Source organism: Kitasatospora sp. NBC_00039 (genome assembly GCF_045160625.1).
GTDB lineage: Bacteria > Actinomycetota > Actinomycetes > Streptomycetales > Streptomycetaceae > Kitasatospora.
Map to the genome: position 1 here is coordinate 7917378 of NZ_CP108289.1, position 15755 is coordinate 7933132.

11 protein-coding genes and 1 pseudogene are annotated in these 15755 nt (G+C 75.1%); 4 read left to right on the forward strand and 8 right to left on the reverse strand.

The window, feature by feature from the left end:
- The first annotated feature begins 326 nt into the window (after positions 1-326).
- Positions 327-1112 carry a GNAT family N-acetyltransferase gene (locus OG286_RS35065; protein WP_405358784.1) on the forward strand — a complete coding sequence of 262 codons (786 nt, stop codon included), beginning with the start codon at positions 327-329 and terminating at the stop codon, positions 1110-1112.
- Positions 1113-1417: 305 nt separating this feature from the next.
- On the opposite strand, the gene OG286_RS35070 is transcribed toward OG286_RS35065, so the two are convergent.
- Both OG286_RS35070 and OG286_RS35075 read right to left on the reverse strand, forming a co-directional pair.
- Positions 1418-2449 carry an alpha/beta hydrolase gene (locus OG286_RS35070; protein WP_396323668.1) on the reverse strand — a complete coding sequence of 344 codons (1032 nt, stop codon included), beginning with the start codon at positions 2447-2449 and terminating at the stop codon, positions 1418-1420.
- A gap of 253 nt (positions 2450-2702) precedes the next feature.
- Positions 2703-3650, reverse strand: a complete 948-nt coding sequence (locus OG286_RS35075; protein ID WP_396323667.1) for an NAD-dependent epimerase/dehydratase family protein — start codon at positions 3648-3650, stop codon at positions 2703-2705.
- Positions 3651-4068: 418 nt separating this feature from the next.
- Between OG286_RS35075 and OG286_RS35080 the strand changes: the two are divergent.
- Positions 4069-4482, forward strand: a pseudogene (locus OG286_RS35080) (DUF885 family protein); the annotation flags it as partial.
- Positions 4483-4509: 27 nt separating this feature from the next.
- Here OG286_RS35080 and OG286_RS35085 read toward each other — a convergent pair.
- The 6 genes from OG286_RS35085 to OG286_RS35110 all read right to left on the reverse strand — a co-directional run bounded on the left by OG286_RS35085 (position 4510) and on the right by OG286_RS35110 (position 12049).
- Complete coding sequence (locus OG286_RS35085) at positions 4510-5643, reverse strand: TIGR03617 family F420-dependent LLM class oxidoreductase (protein WP_405358783.1); 1134 nt, start codon at positions 5641-5643, stop codon at positions 4510-4512.
- 168 nt (positions 5644-5811) lie between these two features.
- Positions 5812-7164, reverse strand: coding sequence for a DUF2201 family putative metallopeptidase (locus tag OG286_RS35090; RefSeq protein ID WP_405358782.1), 1353 nt, complete (start codon positions 7162-7164; stop codon positions 5812-5814).
- Positions 7161-8399, reverse strand: coding sequence for an AAA family ATPase (locus tag OG286_RS35095; protein WP_396323664.1), 1239 nt, complete (start codon positions 8397-8399; stop codon positions 7161-7163). Before OG286_RS35095 ends, OG286_RS35090 begins: the two co-directional genes overlap by 4 nt.
- Positions 8400-8491: 92 nt before the next feature.
- Positions 8492-9913, reverse strand: a complete 1422-nt coding sequence (locus OG286_RS35100; protein ID WP_405358781.1) for a hypothetical protein — start codon at positions 9911-9913, stop codon at positions 8492-8494.
- 302 nt (positions 9914-10215) lie between these two features.
- Positions 10216-10467, reverse strand: coding sequence for an amphi-Trp domain-containing protein (locus OG286_RS35105; protein WP_396323662.1), 252 nt, complete (start codon positions 10465-10467; stop codon positions 10216-10218).
- 286 nt (positions 10468-10753) lie between these two features.
- The gene (locus OG286_RS35110) at positions 10754-12049 is read right to left on the reverse strand and encodes a diacylglycerol/lipid kinase family protein (protein ID WP_405366004.1); all 1296 of its coding nucleotides are present in this window, start codon (positions 12047-12049) and stop codon (positions 10754-10756) included.
- A gap of 618 nt (positions 12050-12667) precedes the next feature.
- On the opposite strand from OG286_RS35110, the gene OG286_RS35115 reads away from it, so the two are divergent.
- The gene (locus tag OG286_RS35115; protein WP_396323660.1) at positions 12668-14287 is read left to right on the forward strand and encodes an MFS transporter; all 1620 of its coding nucleotides are present in this window, start codon (positions 12668-12670) and stop codon (positions 14285-14287) included.
- Between the two features lie 128 nt (positions 14288-14415).
- A complete protein-coding gene (locus tag OG286_RS35120; protein ID WP_405358779.1) occupies positions 14416-14922 on the forward strand; it encodes a GNAT family N-acetyltransferase in 507 nt (168 codons plus the stop codon).
- Positions 14923-15755 lie beyond the last annotated feature (833 nt).

Genomic DNA, 15755 nt, shown 5'->3' on the forward strand with positions numbered 1-15755 from the left:
GGTGGCTCTCGGGTTCCCGGTCCCGCCGCGCGCGGCGTTCCGACCGCCGACCGCCGCCCACCGTGCTGTCGCCGGGGGCCGGGGCCGGGGCGCCGCGCTCGTGCGGCGCCGCTGGAACGGGGTCGGCTTTCCGGCCGGACTCTGTCGCCCGTAACGGTCCGTCGCCCACGCCGTCACGTGACTCCACCGACGTGCGAGCCCGCCCCAAAGCGGCCCGCACGCTCGGTACGCCCGGCGGTTGCGCTCCGTCGCAGCCGGCTCCGGCCGGGACCGGCCACGCCGCCGCCGAAGGAGCGAGACGCATCGAGATCGAGGAACGGCTTCGCATGTCCCAGTACCCCGCGCTCACCCCCGACGGCGCCACGGACGGCGCCGTGTACCGCCGCGTCCTGGACGACCCGGCCGGCTCCCCGGTCGGCCCGGTCCACATCCTGGACAACCCGGCCCGCGCCGCCCTGCTGGGCCCGCACGCCCACCTTGCCCGGCGGCGGGGCGACGTCCTGTGCTACCCGGCCGACGTGTCGCCGTTCCTGGCCCTTCCGGACCGGCCGGACCGACAGGCCTGGCGGAACGTGGCGGCGCTGTGCGGCCCCGGCTTCGTCCTCGTCGCCACCGGCTCGCCGACCGCGGTGCCGGCCGACTGGGAGATCCTCGTGCAGGGCCCCGGTGTCCAGCTGGTGGACGACGGTGTCCGCGCCGCGCCCGACGAGGAGGCCGTCCGGCTGGGCCCCGCCGACGTGCCGGAGATGCTGGCGCTGGTGGAGCAGGCGCGGCCCGGCCCGTTCCTGCCCCGCACCGTCGAACTCGGCCGTTACCTGGGCATCCGGCGCGGCGGCGCGCTGGTCGCGATGGCCGGGGAGCGCCTGCGCCCGCCGGGCTGGACCGAGATCAGCGCGGTCTGCACGGCCGAGTCCCACCGCGGGCAGGGCCTGGCGCCCCGGCTCGTGCGGGCGGTCGCGGCCGGGATCCGCGAGCGCGGCGACATGCCGTTCCTGCACACCGCAGCCGACAACACCACGGCGATCCGGCTCTACGAGTCGCTGGGGTTCCGGCCGCGCCGGCAGGTCATGTTCCTGGGCCTGAAGGTCCCCGGTGGGGAGTGCGCCGTGTGACCCCGTCCCCACGGCGCCTGTGGACCCGTTTCGGCCCCGGGGGCCGGGAGACGAAGTGTCCGACGGCCGCACGGTAGCGTTACGTGGAGGTGGCATGTACGCTGCGTGTCGCTGGCTGAACAGCATGCGGGCCTGGCAGCGACTCCGTGGGGGAAGTCACGTCCAGGCCCGGCCGCCAGTCGGGGCCCGGTTGCGCTCGTGGGGAGTTCCAACCGGGCCCGTTGACGGGCTATCCACGGTATGCCCGGTCGGACGGGGTTTCAGTCATGCCAACTCTCCGGCGGGGGCACATTGTGGACGAACCGTCAGTCGGCGGTCGGCCCGGCCATGTTCTTGGTGAGCCACTCCAGGGTGTTCGGGATCATCTTCTTGAAGTCCGAGGTGAGGTGCTGGCCGCCGGGCTGCTCGTAGTAGTCGATCTTCAGCGGCGGGACGGCCTTGGCGACCCAGTCCTTGACCAGCTTGACCTCGGGCGCGGTACCGCCGGCCGCGGTGGCGAGCATCCGCACGTCCGCCTTGCCCTGCGAGACCATGGCGTTCGGGCTGTTGGCCTGGCGCTCCGCCTCGTGCCCCTTCCAGAGCGGCGAGTCCGGGGCCCAGTAGCCGTCGACCGGCACCGCGACCCCGAACGTCTCCGGGTGCTGCAGGGCGAGCTTGGCGCTGCAGAAGGCGCCGGTGGAGGCGCCCATCACGCCCCAGCCGTCCCGGCTCTTCAGGGTGCGGAAGTTGGCCCGGATGAAGGCGGGTATGTCCTCGGCCAGCCAGGTGCCCATCTTCGGCTGGCCCGGGATGTCGCTGCACTCCAGCGCCTTGTGCTCGTCGGGGTCCAGGTTCTGCACCGGCATGATCATGATGAACGGGTGGGCCGTGCCGGCCTTCGTCATCTCCACGTCGGCCGCCTGGATGGGCAACTGGTTGTCCGTGTAGGTGTTGTAGCCGGCGCTCTGGCCGCCGGAGAAGAGGACGATGACGGGGAAGCCGGTCCTGGCGTACTTGGGGTCGTTGTACTCGGGCGGCAGCCAGACCCAGACCTTTCCCGACACGCCGGACTTCGCACCGGTCAGGGTGGTCACGGTGATCGGCCCGGCGGTGGTGTCCCTGGCCTTGCCGAACGTCGTGGTCGGACCGGTGGGCATGGCCACCTTGCTGCCGGCCGCAGGGGCGGCGGGTGCTGCGGACGCGGTGCCGGCGGCGGCCGGGCCGGTGGTGGTGCCGGCGTCCTTCGCCGCGTCGCCTCTGCCGCCGTCGCCGCCGGAGCAGGCGGCCAGCGATGTGGCCAGGACGAGCGCGGTGGTACCCGTCAGAAGGGCACGGAAGCGAGGAGACGGCGGTTGCACGGTGAGAACTCTCCGACCAGTGTGGCGTCCGGTCCGCGGAGCCGGACGGCGGCCCCGGGCGGGACCGGCACGCGACCGGGGGCGGCCGGACCTGCACGCCCCCGGATGGCGCACCGCCCCGGCCGGGGCGGTGCGCCATTGTGTGATCTTAGGACGTGATCACTGGCTCGTCGGTTGCACGGGCGGTCGGGAGTCGGGCGAGCCCGTGAGGGGTCGGTGAGGGGTCCGTGAGGACGGCCGGGCGTCGGCGGGCTCAGGCGCCCTTCACCGCGGAGATCCGCTCGCGCCACCACGCCACCGTCGCCCCGAACTGCTCCGCGACCGGGGTGGCGCGCACGGCGAAGGCGGACTCGTAGGCGGAGGAGTCCATCACGAACGGACGGTCGAACTGATAGCGGACCTCGCGCAGTTCGCGGATCAGCGGCGAGAAGAGCGAGGCCAGGGCCAGGGCCGCCGCCGGCATCCTCCGCACCGCCACCGGGCCGGCCCCCGCCTCCGCGGCGAGCCCGCCGACCATCTCCCGGCTCGACAGCGCGGGGGCCGTGGGCACGTGCCAGGCCCGGCCCCAGGCCCGCTCCTCACCAGCGACCTCGGCCAGCGCCCGGGCCACGTCGGGGAGGTAGCTCCAGCTGTGCGGAGCATCCGGGTCGCCCAGTACGGTGACGGGCCTGCCGTTCAGCACGCGCGGCACGACCCGCGAGGCCAGGTGGCCGCCGTCGGTCACACCGGGGCCGAAGAAGTCCGAGGCACGCACCTCGACCGCCCTGATGCGGCCCGCCTCGTGCAGGGCCCGCGCCTGCTCCCAGACCGCGGCCCGGACCCGCCCCTTCGGGCCGGTCGCCGCGAGCGGCAGGCCCTCGGTGAGCGGGCCGTCCACCGGGCCGTAGCCGTACAGGTTGCCCAGGCCCACCAGGACGGCCCCGGTCTCCTCGGCCGCCGCGCAGAGCGCCGAGGCCAGCGGCGGCCACTCGGCCGCCCAGAGGTGGAGGGGCGGCGCGGCGCAGCCGTAGATCGCCGCGGCGCCGCGCGCGGCCCCGGCCAACTGTCCGGCGGCCGCCGCGTCCAGCGCCACATGCTCGATGCCGGGCTCCGCCGGACGGCCCGACCTGGTGACCACACGTACCGAATGCCCCTGGTCGGCCAGCAGCCGAGCAGTGGCCGCCCCCGCGGGCCCGTATCCGACAACCACATGAAGACTCACCGTCACAGCCTAGTCCGGGACCGGGAGGCGGGTGACACGGGCATGGCGGGGGCTCTGCCGGGCACCGCGCCGGCCGTTCCACCGGGGCACCCGCGCCGGCCGCGCCTCCGGGCCAACCTCGTCGGCGGGGCGGGGCGGGGCGGAGGCGGAGGCGGAGGTGGAGGCGGAGGTGGAGGCGGAGGTGGAGGTGGGGGCGGAGGCGTGGCGGAGGCCGGGCCCCCGGCGCGTGCGCCCCGGCGCTCCCGGGGCGTCGGCGGCCGCGGTGCCGACAGTGTCCTGATGCAGCGTCAGGATGGCCGGACGTCTGACGAACTGAGCACACCGCGCCGGATAGCCGACGACTACGTCGCCCGGATCGCCGCGCTCGATCCGGTGCTGGCGACGAGGCCCGGCTGGCAGCCGGGCGACGACCGGCAGAGTGGACGAGCTGGGCTTCCTCACCGACCCGGCCCGCCGCCTCGGCTACCTGGACAAGCAGATGCTGCGGATCATCCGGGTCATCGTCGACATCGGGATGCACCTGGAGCTGCCGGTGCCCGCCGGCTCCGGGTTCCACCCCGGCGTACGCTGGACGCCGGGCCTCGCGACCGGGTTCATGGCCCCCTACCACGGCAGTTCGCCCGCCCGGCGGGCCGGCGAGATCGACCGCTACGTCGGCTGGCCCGGCCAGGCCATCGGCTACGAACTGGGCGAACGGGCCTGGCTGCGGGGGCGCGAGGCGGCCCGCCGCCGTCACGGAGCCGCCTTCGACCCCAAGGCCTGGCACACGGGTGCGCTGTCCCTGGGATCGCTCGGCCTCGACGATCCGGCGGAGAGCCTCGCCGCCCTGTAGCCGTCGGCGCCGTCCCCGCCCGTGAGGTCAGCCCAGGGCGCGGACGGCGGCGAGGACGTCCAAGCCGAGCTCCGGGTCGGCGTCGTCCGGGAGGCTGACCGAGAGGCGGGTGACCAGGCCGGCGTACCGGCGGTGGATCTCCCGGGCGACCTCCTCGACCGGGCCGGTGACGGCGAAGGTGTCCAGCACCTCGTCGTCGACCAGCGCGGCCATCTTCTGCCAGCGGTTCCGTACCGACAGGTGGTGCAACTGCTCCTGGAGGTCCTCCCACCCGTGCTGTGCCAGCACCGGGCGGTAGGCGGGCGTGGAGGCGTAGAAGGCCAGCCGCTCGCGTACCGCGGCCCGGTTGGCGTGCAGTTCCTCCTCGGTCCGGCCGGTGGCGGTGAGGACGTTGCCGGTGATCTCGAAGGGCCGGGCGGTCCAGGCGGCGCCGTCCGCCTCGGCGCCGGCGCGGGCCTCGGCCAGACCGGGAAGCACCTGCCCGGTGAGGTAGGCGACCGAGGTGAACGGGTGGCTGAGGAAGCCGTCGGCCACCGCCCCGGCGGTGCGCGTCATCAGCGGCCCCACGCCGGCCAGCAGGATCCGGGGCGCGCCGGCGGGGACGGGGTCGGGGGAGAAGACCGGGGTCATCACGGTGTGGGTGTAGAAGTCGCCGCGGAACCGCAGCCGTTCGCCGGTCTGCCAGCTGTGCCAGATCGCCCGTACCGCGTGGACGTACTCGCGCATCCGCGCGGCCGGCCGGTCCCAGGGCATCCCGAAGCGCTTCTCGATGTGCGGCTTGACCTGCGAGCCGAGGCCGATCACGGCGCGCCCGCCGGAGGCCGCGTGCAGGCCCCAGGCCTCGTAGGCCAGGGTCATCGGGGTGCGGGCGAAGGCGACGGCGATGCCGGTGGCCAGTTCGATCGTGCTGGTCCGGTCGGCGGCGCGGGCCAGTTGGAGGAACGGGTCGTACGCGGTCTCGGCGACCACCAGCCGGTCCATGCCCCGGCGCTCGGCCCGCGCGGCGGCGTCGAGGATGCCCGCGGGATGCCCGGACGCCTGCGCGTCGAGGCGCAGAGCGGCGCGCGGGCGGTCCCCGGGGCGGTCCCCCGGGTGGCCGGGTCGGTGGCCCGGCGGGTGGTCGAGCGGCTGGTCCGGCAGGTGGTCCGGGGCGCGGTTCACGGGGGGTTCTCCTGGCGGGGGCGGGCAGTGCTCCCGTAGCCTCCCACGGCCGCTCGCCTGCCCGCCCGCTCGCCTGCCCGGTGTGGTGCGCCGGTGGCCGCTGCCGGGCCTCCGCGACCGGCGGGGCGTTGCCGACCGGCGGACCTCCATAGCGGGGCCCGGGGGCGGCTACCCGATGTCGACCACCCGTGCCCACGCGGGCGGCGCGTCCGGTACGTAGTCGGGATCGTGCTCCTTCCACGACCGGGCCGCCCGCGGCCGGGGGAACAGGCCCACCACCGTCCGGCAGGAGGGCCGGCTGCTCGGCCAGGGCGTCTGGCCGTCGGTCAGGACCACGACGACGTCCGGTCGGGGCCGGGACCGCAGCGCCCTGGCGAAGCCGGTGCGCAGATCCGTGCCGCCGCCACCGATCAGCGGGATCCCCTCGGCGCGGCAGAGCGGGTGCACGATCCGGGCCGACGCGTCGCACGGCAGCACGGTGACCAGGTCGCGGCGGCCGCCCACGGCACGGGAGATCGCGGCGACCTCCAGCAGCGCGCTGCCCAGTTCGGTGTCACTGACCGAACCGGAGGTGTCGATGATCACCGAGACCCGGGGCGGTCTGCGCCGCAGGCTCGGCAGTACGGCGCCGGGCACCCCGGCCGAGCGCCGGGACGGCCGGCCGTAGCTGTAGTCCTCGCCCGCGCCGGGCCCGGAGGCCGCCGAGCGGACCGCCGCCCCCAGCAGCTCCCGCCACGGCTGCGGCGGGTGGAAGGCCTCGTCCGCCCACCGCTGCCAGCCCTCCGACGCGCTCCCCGGGCGACCGGTGATGCCCTGCGCCACCCGGAACCGGACGGCGTCCCGCTCCTGTGTGCTGAGGCCGTGCGCGCCGTCCGGTCCCTGGTCCCACGCCCGGTCCAGCCCGTCGGCGCCGCTGCCGCAGTCCAGCCAGGCCAGGCCTTCCGTGTACGGCCCCAGCCGGAACTGGCGGAGGTAGTCCTCCATCAGCTCCCCCTCGGTGAGCCCCAGCGAGCCCGGCTGGACGGCCCCCTCGGGCAGGGCCAGCCCGTCGCCGAACACATCGTCGTTGATCTCGCAGTCCGCGGCGATGTTCATCCGTAGCCGTTCCCCCGGGCCGGTCAGCCCGCGCTCCCGCGCGACCCGGTCGCTGCGCCCGTGGTGGTCACGGAGCAGGTGCGACACCTCGTGCACCCAGACACCGGCCAGCTCCTCCACCGGCGTCCGGGCGACGAACGCCGGTGAGACGTAGCACCGCCAGTGCCGGTCCACGGCCATCGTCGGCACCAGCCGCGACTCCACGGTGTGCAGGGCGAACAGCGCCGTCGCCAGGTAGGGCCTGGCCCGGGCGGCGTGCAGCCGGGCGGCGAACAGCTTGTCGAGGTCCAGCCCCGCCGGGGCGTCCGGGGTGTGCGGGGTGTCCGGGGTGTGTTCGGCGTCCGGGGCGTCATCCGGTGTGTCCGGGGCCTCCGGGGCCTCCGGGGCCTCCGGAGTGTTCAGGGCCGCCCGTGCGTCCCGGCTCATCGGCCGGCCTTCGCCGCGACCCGGGCTGCCGCCTGGTCCGCGCGCCGGGACAGCGTCACTGCGCCGGCGAGCCGCTCGATCGCTGCCGGAACGTCCCAGTCCTCCTGGCGCAGCGAGGCGAGCGTGGTCGCCGGGACGACCACCAGGTCCGGGGCCCCGGTCTCCAGCGCCCGGACCAGGAGCGCCCAGGCCGCGTCCCAGCGGGACTTCTCCGGGCGCGCCCGGACCGCCGCCACCACACCGTCGAGCACGGCCTGACGCAGATCCCCCCGCTCGGGCAGGGTGGCCCCCGCCGGGTCGGCGAGAAGCAGCTCGGGGTCGGGCAGGTCCATCCGGTCCAGGCTCGCCAGCAGCTCCAGCCCCGGACCGTCCCCCACGGTGCCCCGGATCAACTCGGAGAGGACCTCCCGGGAGGAGCCGGCCGCGGTCGCGAAGGCGATCAGGCACAGTGCCATCTCCCAGCTGCGCGGCGACGGCCACGGGCCGCCCCGGCGGGTCTCGCCGCTGGGCAGCCGGTGCACGAGGGCGGGGCGGGCGGCCAGGAGCCCGCACACCGCACGGCGGGCGAAGGCCACGGCCTCCGGCAGGCGCTCGGGGGCGAGCCGGGGCAGGGTGGCCCGGGGCCAGGTACCGCCGAGGCCGCGGACGACGACCTCGTGGTCGTGGGTCCACTGGAGATGGACGAACCGGTTGGCCAGCGGCGGGCTCAGCTCCCAGCCGTCGGCCGCCGAGGAGCGCGGGTTGGCGGCGGCCACGATCCGGACCTCGGGCGGCAGCCGGAGCGCGCCGATCCGGCGTTCCAGCACCAGGCGGAGGAGGGCCGCCTGAACGGCCGGCGGCGCCGTGGACAGCTCGTCCAGGAACAGCAGCCCCCGGCCGGCCCGGACCAGCCGGACCGCCCAGTCCGGCGGGGCCATCGGGACGCCCTGCTCCGCGGGGTCGTCCCCGACGATGGGCAGCCCCGAGAAGTCGGACGGCTCGTGCACGCTGGCGATCACCGTGGTCAGCGGAAGGTCGAGCGCGTCGGCGAGCTGTGTGAGGGCCGCCGTCTTGCCGATGCCCGGCTCGCCCCAGAGGAGTACCGGCAGGTCGGCGGCCACGGCCAGGGTCAGCGCCTCCAGCTGGGTGTCGGGGCGCGGCTCGGTGGTGGTCTCGCGTAGCAGGGTCAGCAGTCGGCCGGCCACGTCGAGCCGGGAGGGGCGGGCGGCCGGGGCCGTGAGGGCGTGCGTGGGCATGATCGATCACCTGTGGGTTCGTGTGGGAGGACGTTTCGGGTCCGGGGCACGGCCCCGGGTCGGCTGTGGGTCGCGTGGTGCCGGCCCCGGAGTCAGTTGTCGGCCGCGAGGCGGGGGCGTGCGCGGTGGCCGGGGGGCCGGCGGCGAGGCGGCTGGGGCCGGCCGTCGGCGAGGCCCGCCCGGAACAGCCCGTAGGCGATCCGCCGTCGGGCGGCCGCCTCCAACTCGCCCTGCAGCGGGCCGCTGCGCAGCAGTGCGTCGGGGCCGAGAAGGCCCTCGACGACGGCCAGCGCGCCGGCGGTGTCGCCGTGGTCCAGGCGTTCGCGGACGCCGGTGAGGCAGTCCGGCCGGCGGTGTGCCTCGTCGATGGCCCGGAGGCAGGGGAGCGGGGTGCCGGTCAGGGCGACCAGCAGCTCCTCCCGGCGGATCTCGGCCGGGTCGTGGTCCAGCGGGGACAACACCCCGTCGACCAGGCCGATCCGGTGCCGGGCGCCCCGGCACTCCACGATGCGTGGCTGCCCCGGCTGCCCCGGCTGCCCTGGCGGGTCCGGAGGGTCCGTGCTCCGGGGCGGGCCGGCCGGGAGGTGCCCCGGCACCAGTGCCGGGCCGACCAGCGGGTGCAGTCGGCCGGGTTCGATCAGCCCGGCGCGGAGCAGCTCCAGGTCGGGTAGTGCCCAGGTCGCCGCGTCGGGCAGGACGGGGAGTGCGGCGGTGCCGCGGTCGGCTGGCGCCGACGAGAGTTCGAGCCCGTTCCCGTCCGCGCCCAGGGTCAGGAGCAGCCGGTGCCGGCCCCCGAGCCGTACCGTGACGGCTCCGGCGGTCCGGCCCTCGGAGCGGAGCAGCAGTCCCGCCTCGGCCGCCCACCGGTCGACGGCACAGCGGTGCCCCGGCGGCAGCGTCCCCGGGCCGGTCCCGGGCGGCCACGCGGTCAGGCTCGCGGGCGGGTTCTCGGCGGGCGGCCGGTCGGCCCCGGAGCGGACCCGCAGCTCCCCGGCCCTGCGCGCGTCCCACAGATGCCGGTGCAGGTCGAGCCGGAACCGCCGGTCGGGGTGGGGGTGGGGGTGGCGGCGGTCGCCGACCCCGCCGTAGGAGCCGTCCCACAGCGCGAGGCTGATCCGCTGTCCGGCGTCCGCCCAGGCGGGCGGAGTCCGTGCGACCAGGTGCACCGGGCCCGCGCCGTCCCGCTCCCCGGTCTCGTACCGGGCCAGGGCGACGGTCAGCCCGGGGCGCAACAGTCCGTCGGGAGCGACCCTGGGCAGGTGCCAGCGCAACAGGTCAGGGGCCAAGTGGCGTAGATCGGCCCGGACTTGGGCCATGAGGTGATGTCCGTGGGTGCGCGCCACGGATCGTGGGTCGAGATCGGCGTCGACGCCGGCGGCGGTGCATGCCCCGGCCCAGTCCCCGGCGCGACGCCGGTCGGTGGCCTTCTCGATCATGGAGGGCGGCACGGCGTACTCACGCACGCGCAGCCAGAACGAAAGCCGGGGGTTCCCTTCGGCGCTTCGAGTGAGCATCAGCACTCACCTTGCGCGGACGGGACCCCCAATCTGCGAGCAGAACAGGTCGTCATGGCGGGGAGCTTAACGTTCCTCGCCTCGCCCGGCCAGGGGTTTTCGATTGAGGTCTCAGCCCATTCCCTGACGAGCGCACTCCCCTCCCCGCCGGCGCGGGGCGGCCCGCCCCGGCGCCCACCGCTACCCGGCGACCCGGCGACGGCGGGCCCCGTGCGCTCGGGGCAGCCGTCGTGCCTTCGGGGCAAGCCGTCGTCGTTCGGGTCAGCCGCCAGTCGCTTCCAGTGGCAGGCCCGGTCGCACGGTCACTGCGACGGTTTCGCCCCGTTCGGCGCGGTCGACCACTTGAGTTCGATCTCCAGCTCGATCTCGTCGTCGCCGACCTCGACCTCGACCTCGCTGCGGAGTTCGTCGGGGATCCGCAGGGTCATCCTTCCGGGACCGAGTTCCAGCTCGGCGTTGCCTTCGTGCCGCAGCGCGGCCGCGAGTGAGGCGAGCAGATCGGCGGCCTCAAGGCGGGACAGTGAACCTTTTTGCTCGAACTTGAGGTCCTTCACGGATCTCTCCAATCCGGTGGGATCAGCAGGGGCACGGCGGCGGCGCTCCGCCCCGGGCTTCGACGGCCACGGGTGGTGGTGGCCGTCCGGCCCTCGACCCGCGTGGGGCCCCAGGTCCTTCCAGCCTGCGTGTCCCCGGCGCTCCCTGCACGTCGGGCCGCCGGGTGGTGGGGTGGCCGTTCGTCCCCTTCCACGGCGGCCCGGGGCCCGTCCGCTGCCCGCCGTCCGCCGCCCACTGCCCCTGCCCGCCGTCCGCTGCCCACTGCCCCTGCCCGCGCAACCGTGGTCAGCCGGCTCGGTCGCCCGACGCGGGTCCGGGCCGCGGCCGGGTGAAGGCCAGGGCGACGATCGCACGCCAGTCCGTGGGAGGACCGGCCGCCGGGGTGCCGGGCCGGTGCCTCGGCACCAGGACGCGCAGGGCCTGCGGACGGATCTCGCAGCTGACGGGTGCGGGCAGGACGAGGGCCTCGCCGTCGACGGCCACCGGGATGCGGTCCGTGTCCGATCCGACGGTGATGTGACGGCAGGCCAGTACCTGGAGGCCCGTCGCCCTGGCGCCGCGGAGGGCGAGCTCGGCCGCCTGGGCCGCGCTGGTCACCCGGATCCCGACCACGCCCAGCACTCCGAGGTCCAGCCGGGGCCGGCGGCCGCCCGCGGCGACGGCCTCGGAGCCGGCGTAGGGGTTGTTGCTGACCAGCAGCGCCTGCTGGGCCTCCAACCGTGTGTCGTCCGCGCGGGCGTCGAGGCGGTGGCCGGAGTACCCGAGCAGGAGGTCGGGCAGCGCGCCCAGTGCGGAACCCGCCTTGGCGTCGCGGTACTCGGGGCGCTGGACGATCTGCGCGTAGACCCCGAACGAGGCCGTGTTGACGAAGGCGCGGCCGCCCACCACACCGAGGTCGACCCGTAGTTCCTCGCCGTCGGTGAGCGCGTCGAGGCAGCGCGCTGGGTCCTCCCGGTCCAGGCCGAGATCCATGGCGAAGTGGTTCCGGGTGCCCGCCGAGATCACCAGGAACGGCAGGTCGTGCGCGGCCGCCACCTCGGCCACCGCGGCCTGGGTGCCGTCGCCGCCCGCCACCCCGAGCAGGTCCGCACCCTCGGCCACCGCGCGGCGGGCCAGCGCGGCGACGTCCGTCGGGACCGAGGTGTCCAGCAGCACGACCCGGGCGCCGAGCGCCTCGGCCTTCTCGACCAGCCCGAAACGGCCGACCTTGCCGCCGCCGGACTTCGGGTTCATGATCAGGACCGGATGCCGGGGGAGCTCTGCCGTGACCCCACGCATACCGTCGGGCCGTCGCAGCCGGCGCATCGCGGACCGTGCGCACAGCACGGCCACTCCCGCCAGCGCCACCGCGACCATCGCGGCGGGCCACAGGTCCGCCCGGGCGTAGAGCGCCACGACGGCCATGGGCGAGGCGACCACGAGTACCGCCCCGGCGGTCCGTACCACCCCGTGATGGGACACCACCCACCAGGAGCCGGCCGCCGTGAGCGCCGAGCCGACCACGCCGACGACCAGGATGAACAGGCCGCCGGGTCCGCTCGCGGCCACCAGCGCCGCCACCGCGCCCAGGGCGCAGGCCACCGCGAGCCGGGCCCGGAGGCGGACGCCCGGGGGTGTGCCCGGGCCGGACCGACCCGCTTGGTGCGGAGCCCCGGGCCGGCCGCTCATGCGGTCGCGGAGCCGTCGTCCGGGCCGCCCGCCACGCCGGGGGAACGGCTGGCGTCGACGCCCGTCGCGGGTGCCGGTGAGGACATGGGGCGACTCGATTCGTCTGGTCAGGCCCGTCACGGGGGCTGTGGCGGGAGGCCGCGGGCGCTGCGGATTCCGCGCCGACGACACCGACGGCAACGGCGGCGCGTGTGCCGGGGTGAGCCGCGTCTGCTGTCCGTCCGGCCGGGGTGGGGCGCCGGGGCTCGGGGGACGGGGGACACGGGATCGGTGTCCGGACCGCATCGTTGGGGTTCGGTATGCGGGGTGTGCTCCGGCAACCCCGCATACCGACCTTAAGAACAAACCGCCCCGTATGCACCCCGCGCCCTGTCGCCGGGCCTGCGGCGCCCGCGCGCCGCCACCTGCCCGGCGGTGGGCCCGGCGGCCGCGGGGGAGCCGGGCCGCCGAGCGCCGCCAACCGGCTGACATCCGTGGCGGGTCGGAGATCCGTCGGCCGGGGCTGCCGGGGCCGCCGGGACGATGGCGGCTATGGCACTCAGCACAGGCACTCCCGGGCCGACGGCCAGAGCAGGACTCGTCCTGCTCACGCTCGCGGCCGGTCAGTTTCTGATGACCCTCGACAGCTCGGTGATGAACGTCTCCATCGCGACCGTCGCCGAGGACGTCGACACGACCGTGACCGGGATCCAGGGGGCGATCACGGCCTACACGCTCGTGATGGCGATGCTCATGATCCCCGGAGGCAAGGTCGGCGCGCTCATCGGCCACAAGCGGGCGTTCCTGATCGGCTGTGTCGTCTACGGATGCGGATCCCTGACGACCGCACTCGCCCCGAGCCTGCCCGTGCTCCTGCTCGGCTGGTCGTTCCTCGAAGGGGTCGGGGCGGCGCTCATCATGCCTGCGATCGTGGCGCTGGTCGCCGGCAACTTCGCCGTGGAACGGCGGCCCGCCGCCTACGGACTCGTCACGGCGGCAGGAGCGGTGGCGATCGCGGTCGGACCGCTCATCGGCGGTGTGGCCACGACGTACTTCTCCTGGCGCTGGGTCTTCGCCGGCGAGGTCGCGATCGTCCTCGGGATCCTGGTCCTCGCCCGCCGCATCGCGGACGCGCCGCATGGCGAGCAGCCGCGCATCGACCTCGTCGGCGCGGTGCTCTCCGCCTTCGGGCTGGGGCTCTTCGTCTACGGCGTGCTCCGTTCGGACGAGTGGGGCTGGTTCCGGCCGAAGCCCGACGCCCCGGCCTGGCTGGGGATCTCCCTGGTCGTCTGGCTGATGCTCTCCGGTCTGCTCCTGATCTGGCTCTTCCTGCGCTGGGAGGCCCACCTCGTCGAGCGGGGCAGGGAACCGCTGGTGGACCCGGCGATGCTGCGGAACCGGCAGCTCACCGGCGGTCTGACGATGTTCTTCTTCCAGTACCTCGTCCAGATGGGCGTGTTCTTCGTCGTGCCGCTCTACCTGTCGGTCGCCCTCGGTCTCTCCGCGCTCCAGACCGGCGCGCGCATCCTGCCGCTGTCGCTGACACTGCTGGCCGCGGCGATCCTGATCCCGCGCTTTCTTCCGGACGTCTCGCCGCGGCGGGTGGTCCGGCTCGGTGTCCTCTCGCTGCTCGTCGGCGCGGTGGTGCTGCTGGCCGCGCTCGACGCGGACGCGGGAGCGGAGATCGTCACCATCCCGCTGCTGCTCATCGGGCTCGGGATGGGAGCGCTGGCGTCCCAGCTGGGAGCGGTCACCGTGTCCGCCGTACCGGACGAACGGAGTGCGGAGGTCGGCGGTGTCCAGAACGCCGTGATGAACCTCGGCTCCTCCATCGGCACCGCGCTGGCCGGATCGATCCTGATCGCCGCGCTCACGTCCTCCTTCCTGACCGCCGTCGAACAGAACCCGGCCGTGCCGGCCGAGGTCGGCGCCCAGGCGGTCGTGGAGCTGGAGAGTGGTGTCCCCTTCCTGTCGGACGCCCAGCTGCAGTCCGCCCTCGACACCGCCGGCGTGAGCCCGGAGGTGAGCCGGGCCGCGCTCGACGCGAACGCCGCCGCGAGGCTCGACGGCCTTCGCGCCGCGCTGGCCGTGCTGGCTCTCATCGGGCTCGTCGCGCTGTTCTTCACCCAGCGGATTCCGTCGGTCCAGCCCCGCTCGACGAACCGTTCCTGACGGCTCGCTCGGCCGAGACCCGTCGGAGGCCACGGTGTCGGCCCCAGACGGCCGGGGCCGGCCGCACCGCCCTATGCTGCTGCGGTCTCGGTGATCACGTGAGCACGTACAACGGAGGGAAGGCGCACATGGACTACCGCGTGGAGCGCATCGGCCCCGGGGACTGGGAGCGGATGCGCGAGGTGCGGCTCGCACAGTTGCTGGACGCGCCGATGGCGTTCATGGAGACGCACGAGACGGCGCTCGGCCACGACGAGGAGGAGTGGCGTTCACGGGTGGCCCGGGTCAGCGCGGACGGGAGCGTGGGGTTCGCGGCGGTGGCCCCGGACGGCCGGTGGGTCGGCACGATGATCTCCTTCACCCCCGAGCCGGAGGCGGCGCTGCTGGTGGGCGTCTGGACCGACCCGGCATACCGGGGCCGCCGACTCGGCGTGACGGACGCCCTGTTGGACGCCGTCCTCGCCTGGGCCCGGACCGAGGCCGGGGCGGAGCGCCTCCTGCTGCGGGTGCACGAGCAGAACCCCAGGGCGACGGCCTTCTACCGCCGCCGCGGCTTCGAGCTCACCGGCCTCGACGAGCCCTACGAGCTGGACCCGAGCAGCCGCCTGCTGGAGATGGCCCTGCCGCTGCGCTGACGCCGCCACCGGCCGTGGAGGCGCCGGCGCACCGGGCCGCCGGCCGGGCGCCGCGCGGCCGCCGTCCCCGTCGAAGACGGTGTCGATCTCCGCGACGAACACATCGGGCTCGGCGGTGGTGTGCAGCACGGATCCGGACTCGGCCGCCCGAACAAGGAGTTCGGGCCGTGCTTCGCGCACACGCGCCCAGCTCGGCGCACACGCGCCCAGCTCCCGGTGTGCCACACCGATTCACCGACGGCGGGAGTCCACGGATGGTCCTCGGCCCGCGGCGATGCGTGGCTTGCACCCGCTCGACGGGGGATCAAGAAAGGCCGGGCGTCCGACCGTCAGAGCGACGACAGGCCGGATGGACGGGGCCGCATTGATCGATGCGGCCTCCCTCTGGGAGGATGTCGGCCATGACGAACCGGCGAAAGGCCCATGGCGCGTAGACCGCCGGGGCAGGTGCGCGCCAAGCCGTCGCGCAGGCTCCGCCCGGAGCATGGCAGGACGACCGTTTCCGGGGTCTCGGCGCGCACACAGAGCGAGATCGCCGGGTTCGAGGACTCACATCTGTGGCCAGGGGCCATCGCCGACGCGGTGACGCGGTGGGCCGCCACGGTTCACGGGCCGGCCCGCAGCCTGACAGACGTGCAGCCCCGCGGCTGCGGAGTCGAGGCGTGCTGCCCCTCTGAGGCTCACCCACGAGAGCTGCTGGAGCAGGCTCTGTGCGGGCTTCCGCCAGGCGCGTCGGGGGAGCTCCGGCGACGGGTGCATCCTCTTGATGAGCTCTACTGTTCCCGCACGATCGTGGACTCCTACGGCGATCCGTCCCACCCGTGGTGGTTGCG

Excerpts from the sequence above, each read along its gene's own strand:
- OG286_RS35095 (WP_396323664.1), bottom strand. The coding sequence starts at position 8,399 with ATGCCCACGCACGCCCTCACGGCCCCGGCCGCCCGCCCCTCCCGGCTC.
- OG286_RS35100 (WP_405358781.1), bottom strand. The coding sequence starts at position 9,913 with ATGCTCACTCGAAGCGCCGAAGGGAACCCCCGGCTTTCGTTCTGGCTG.
- OG286_RS35065 (WP_405358784.1), top strand. The coding sequence starts at position 327 with ATGTCCCAGTACCCCGCGCTCACCCCCGACGGCGCCACGGACGGCGCC.
- OG286_RS35120 (WP_405358779.1), top strand. The coding sequence starts at position 14,416 with ATGGACTACCGCGTGGAGCGCATCGGCCCCGGGGACTGGGAGCGGATG.
- OG286_RS35090 (WP_405358782.1), bottom strand. The coding sequence starts at position 7,164 with ATGAGCCGGGACGCACGGGCGGCCCTGAACACTCCGGAGGCCCCGGAG.
- OG286_RS35115 (WP_396323660.1), top strand. The coding sequence starts at position 12,668 with ATGGCACTCAGCACAGGCACTCCCGGGCCGACGGCCAGAGCAGGACTC.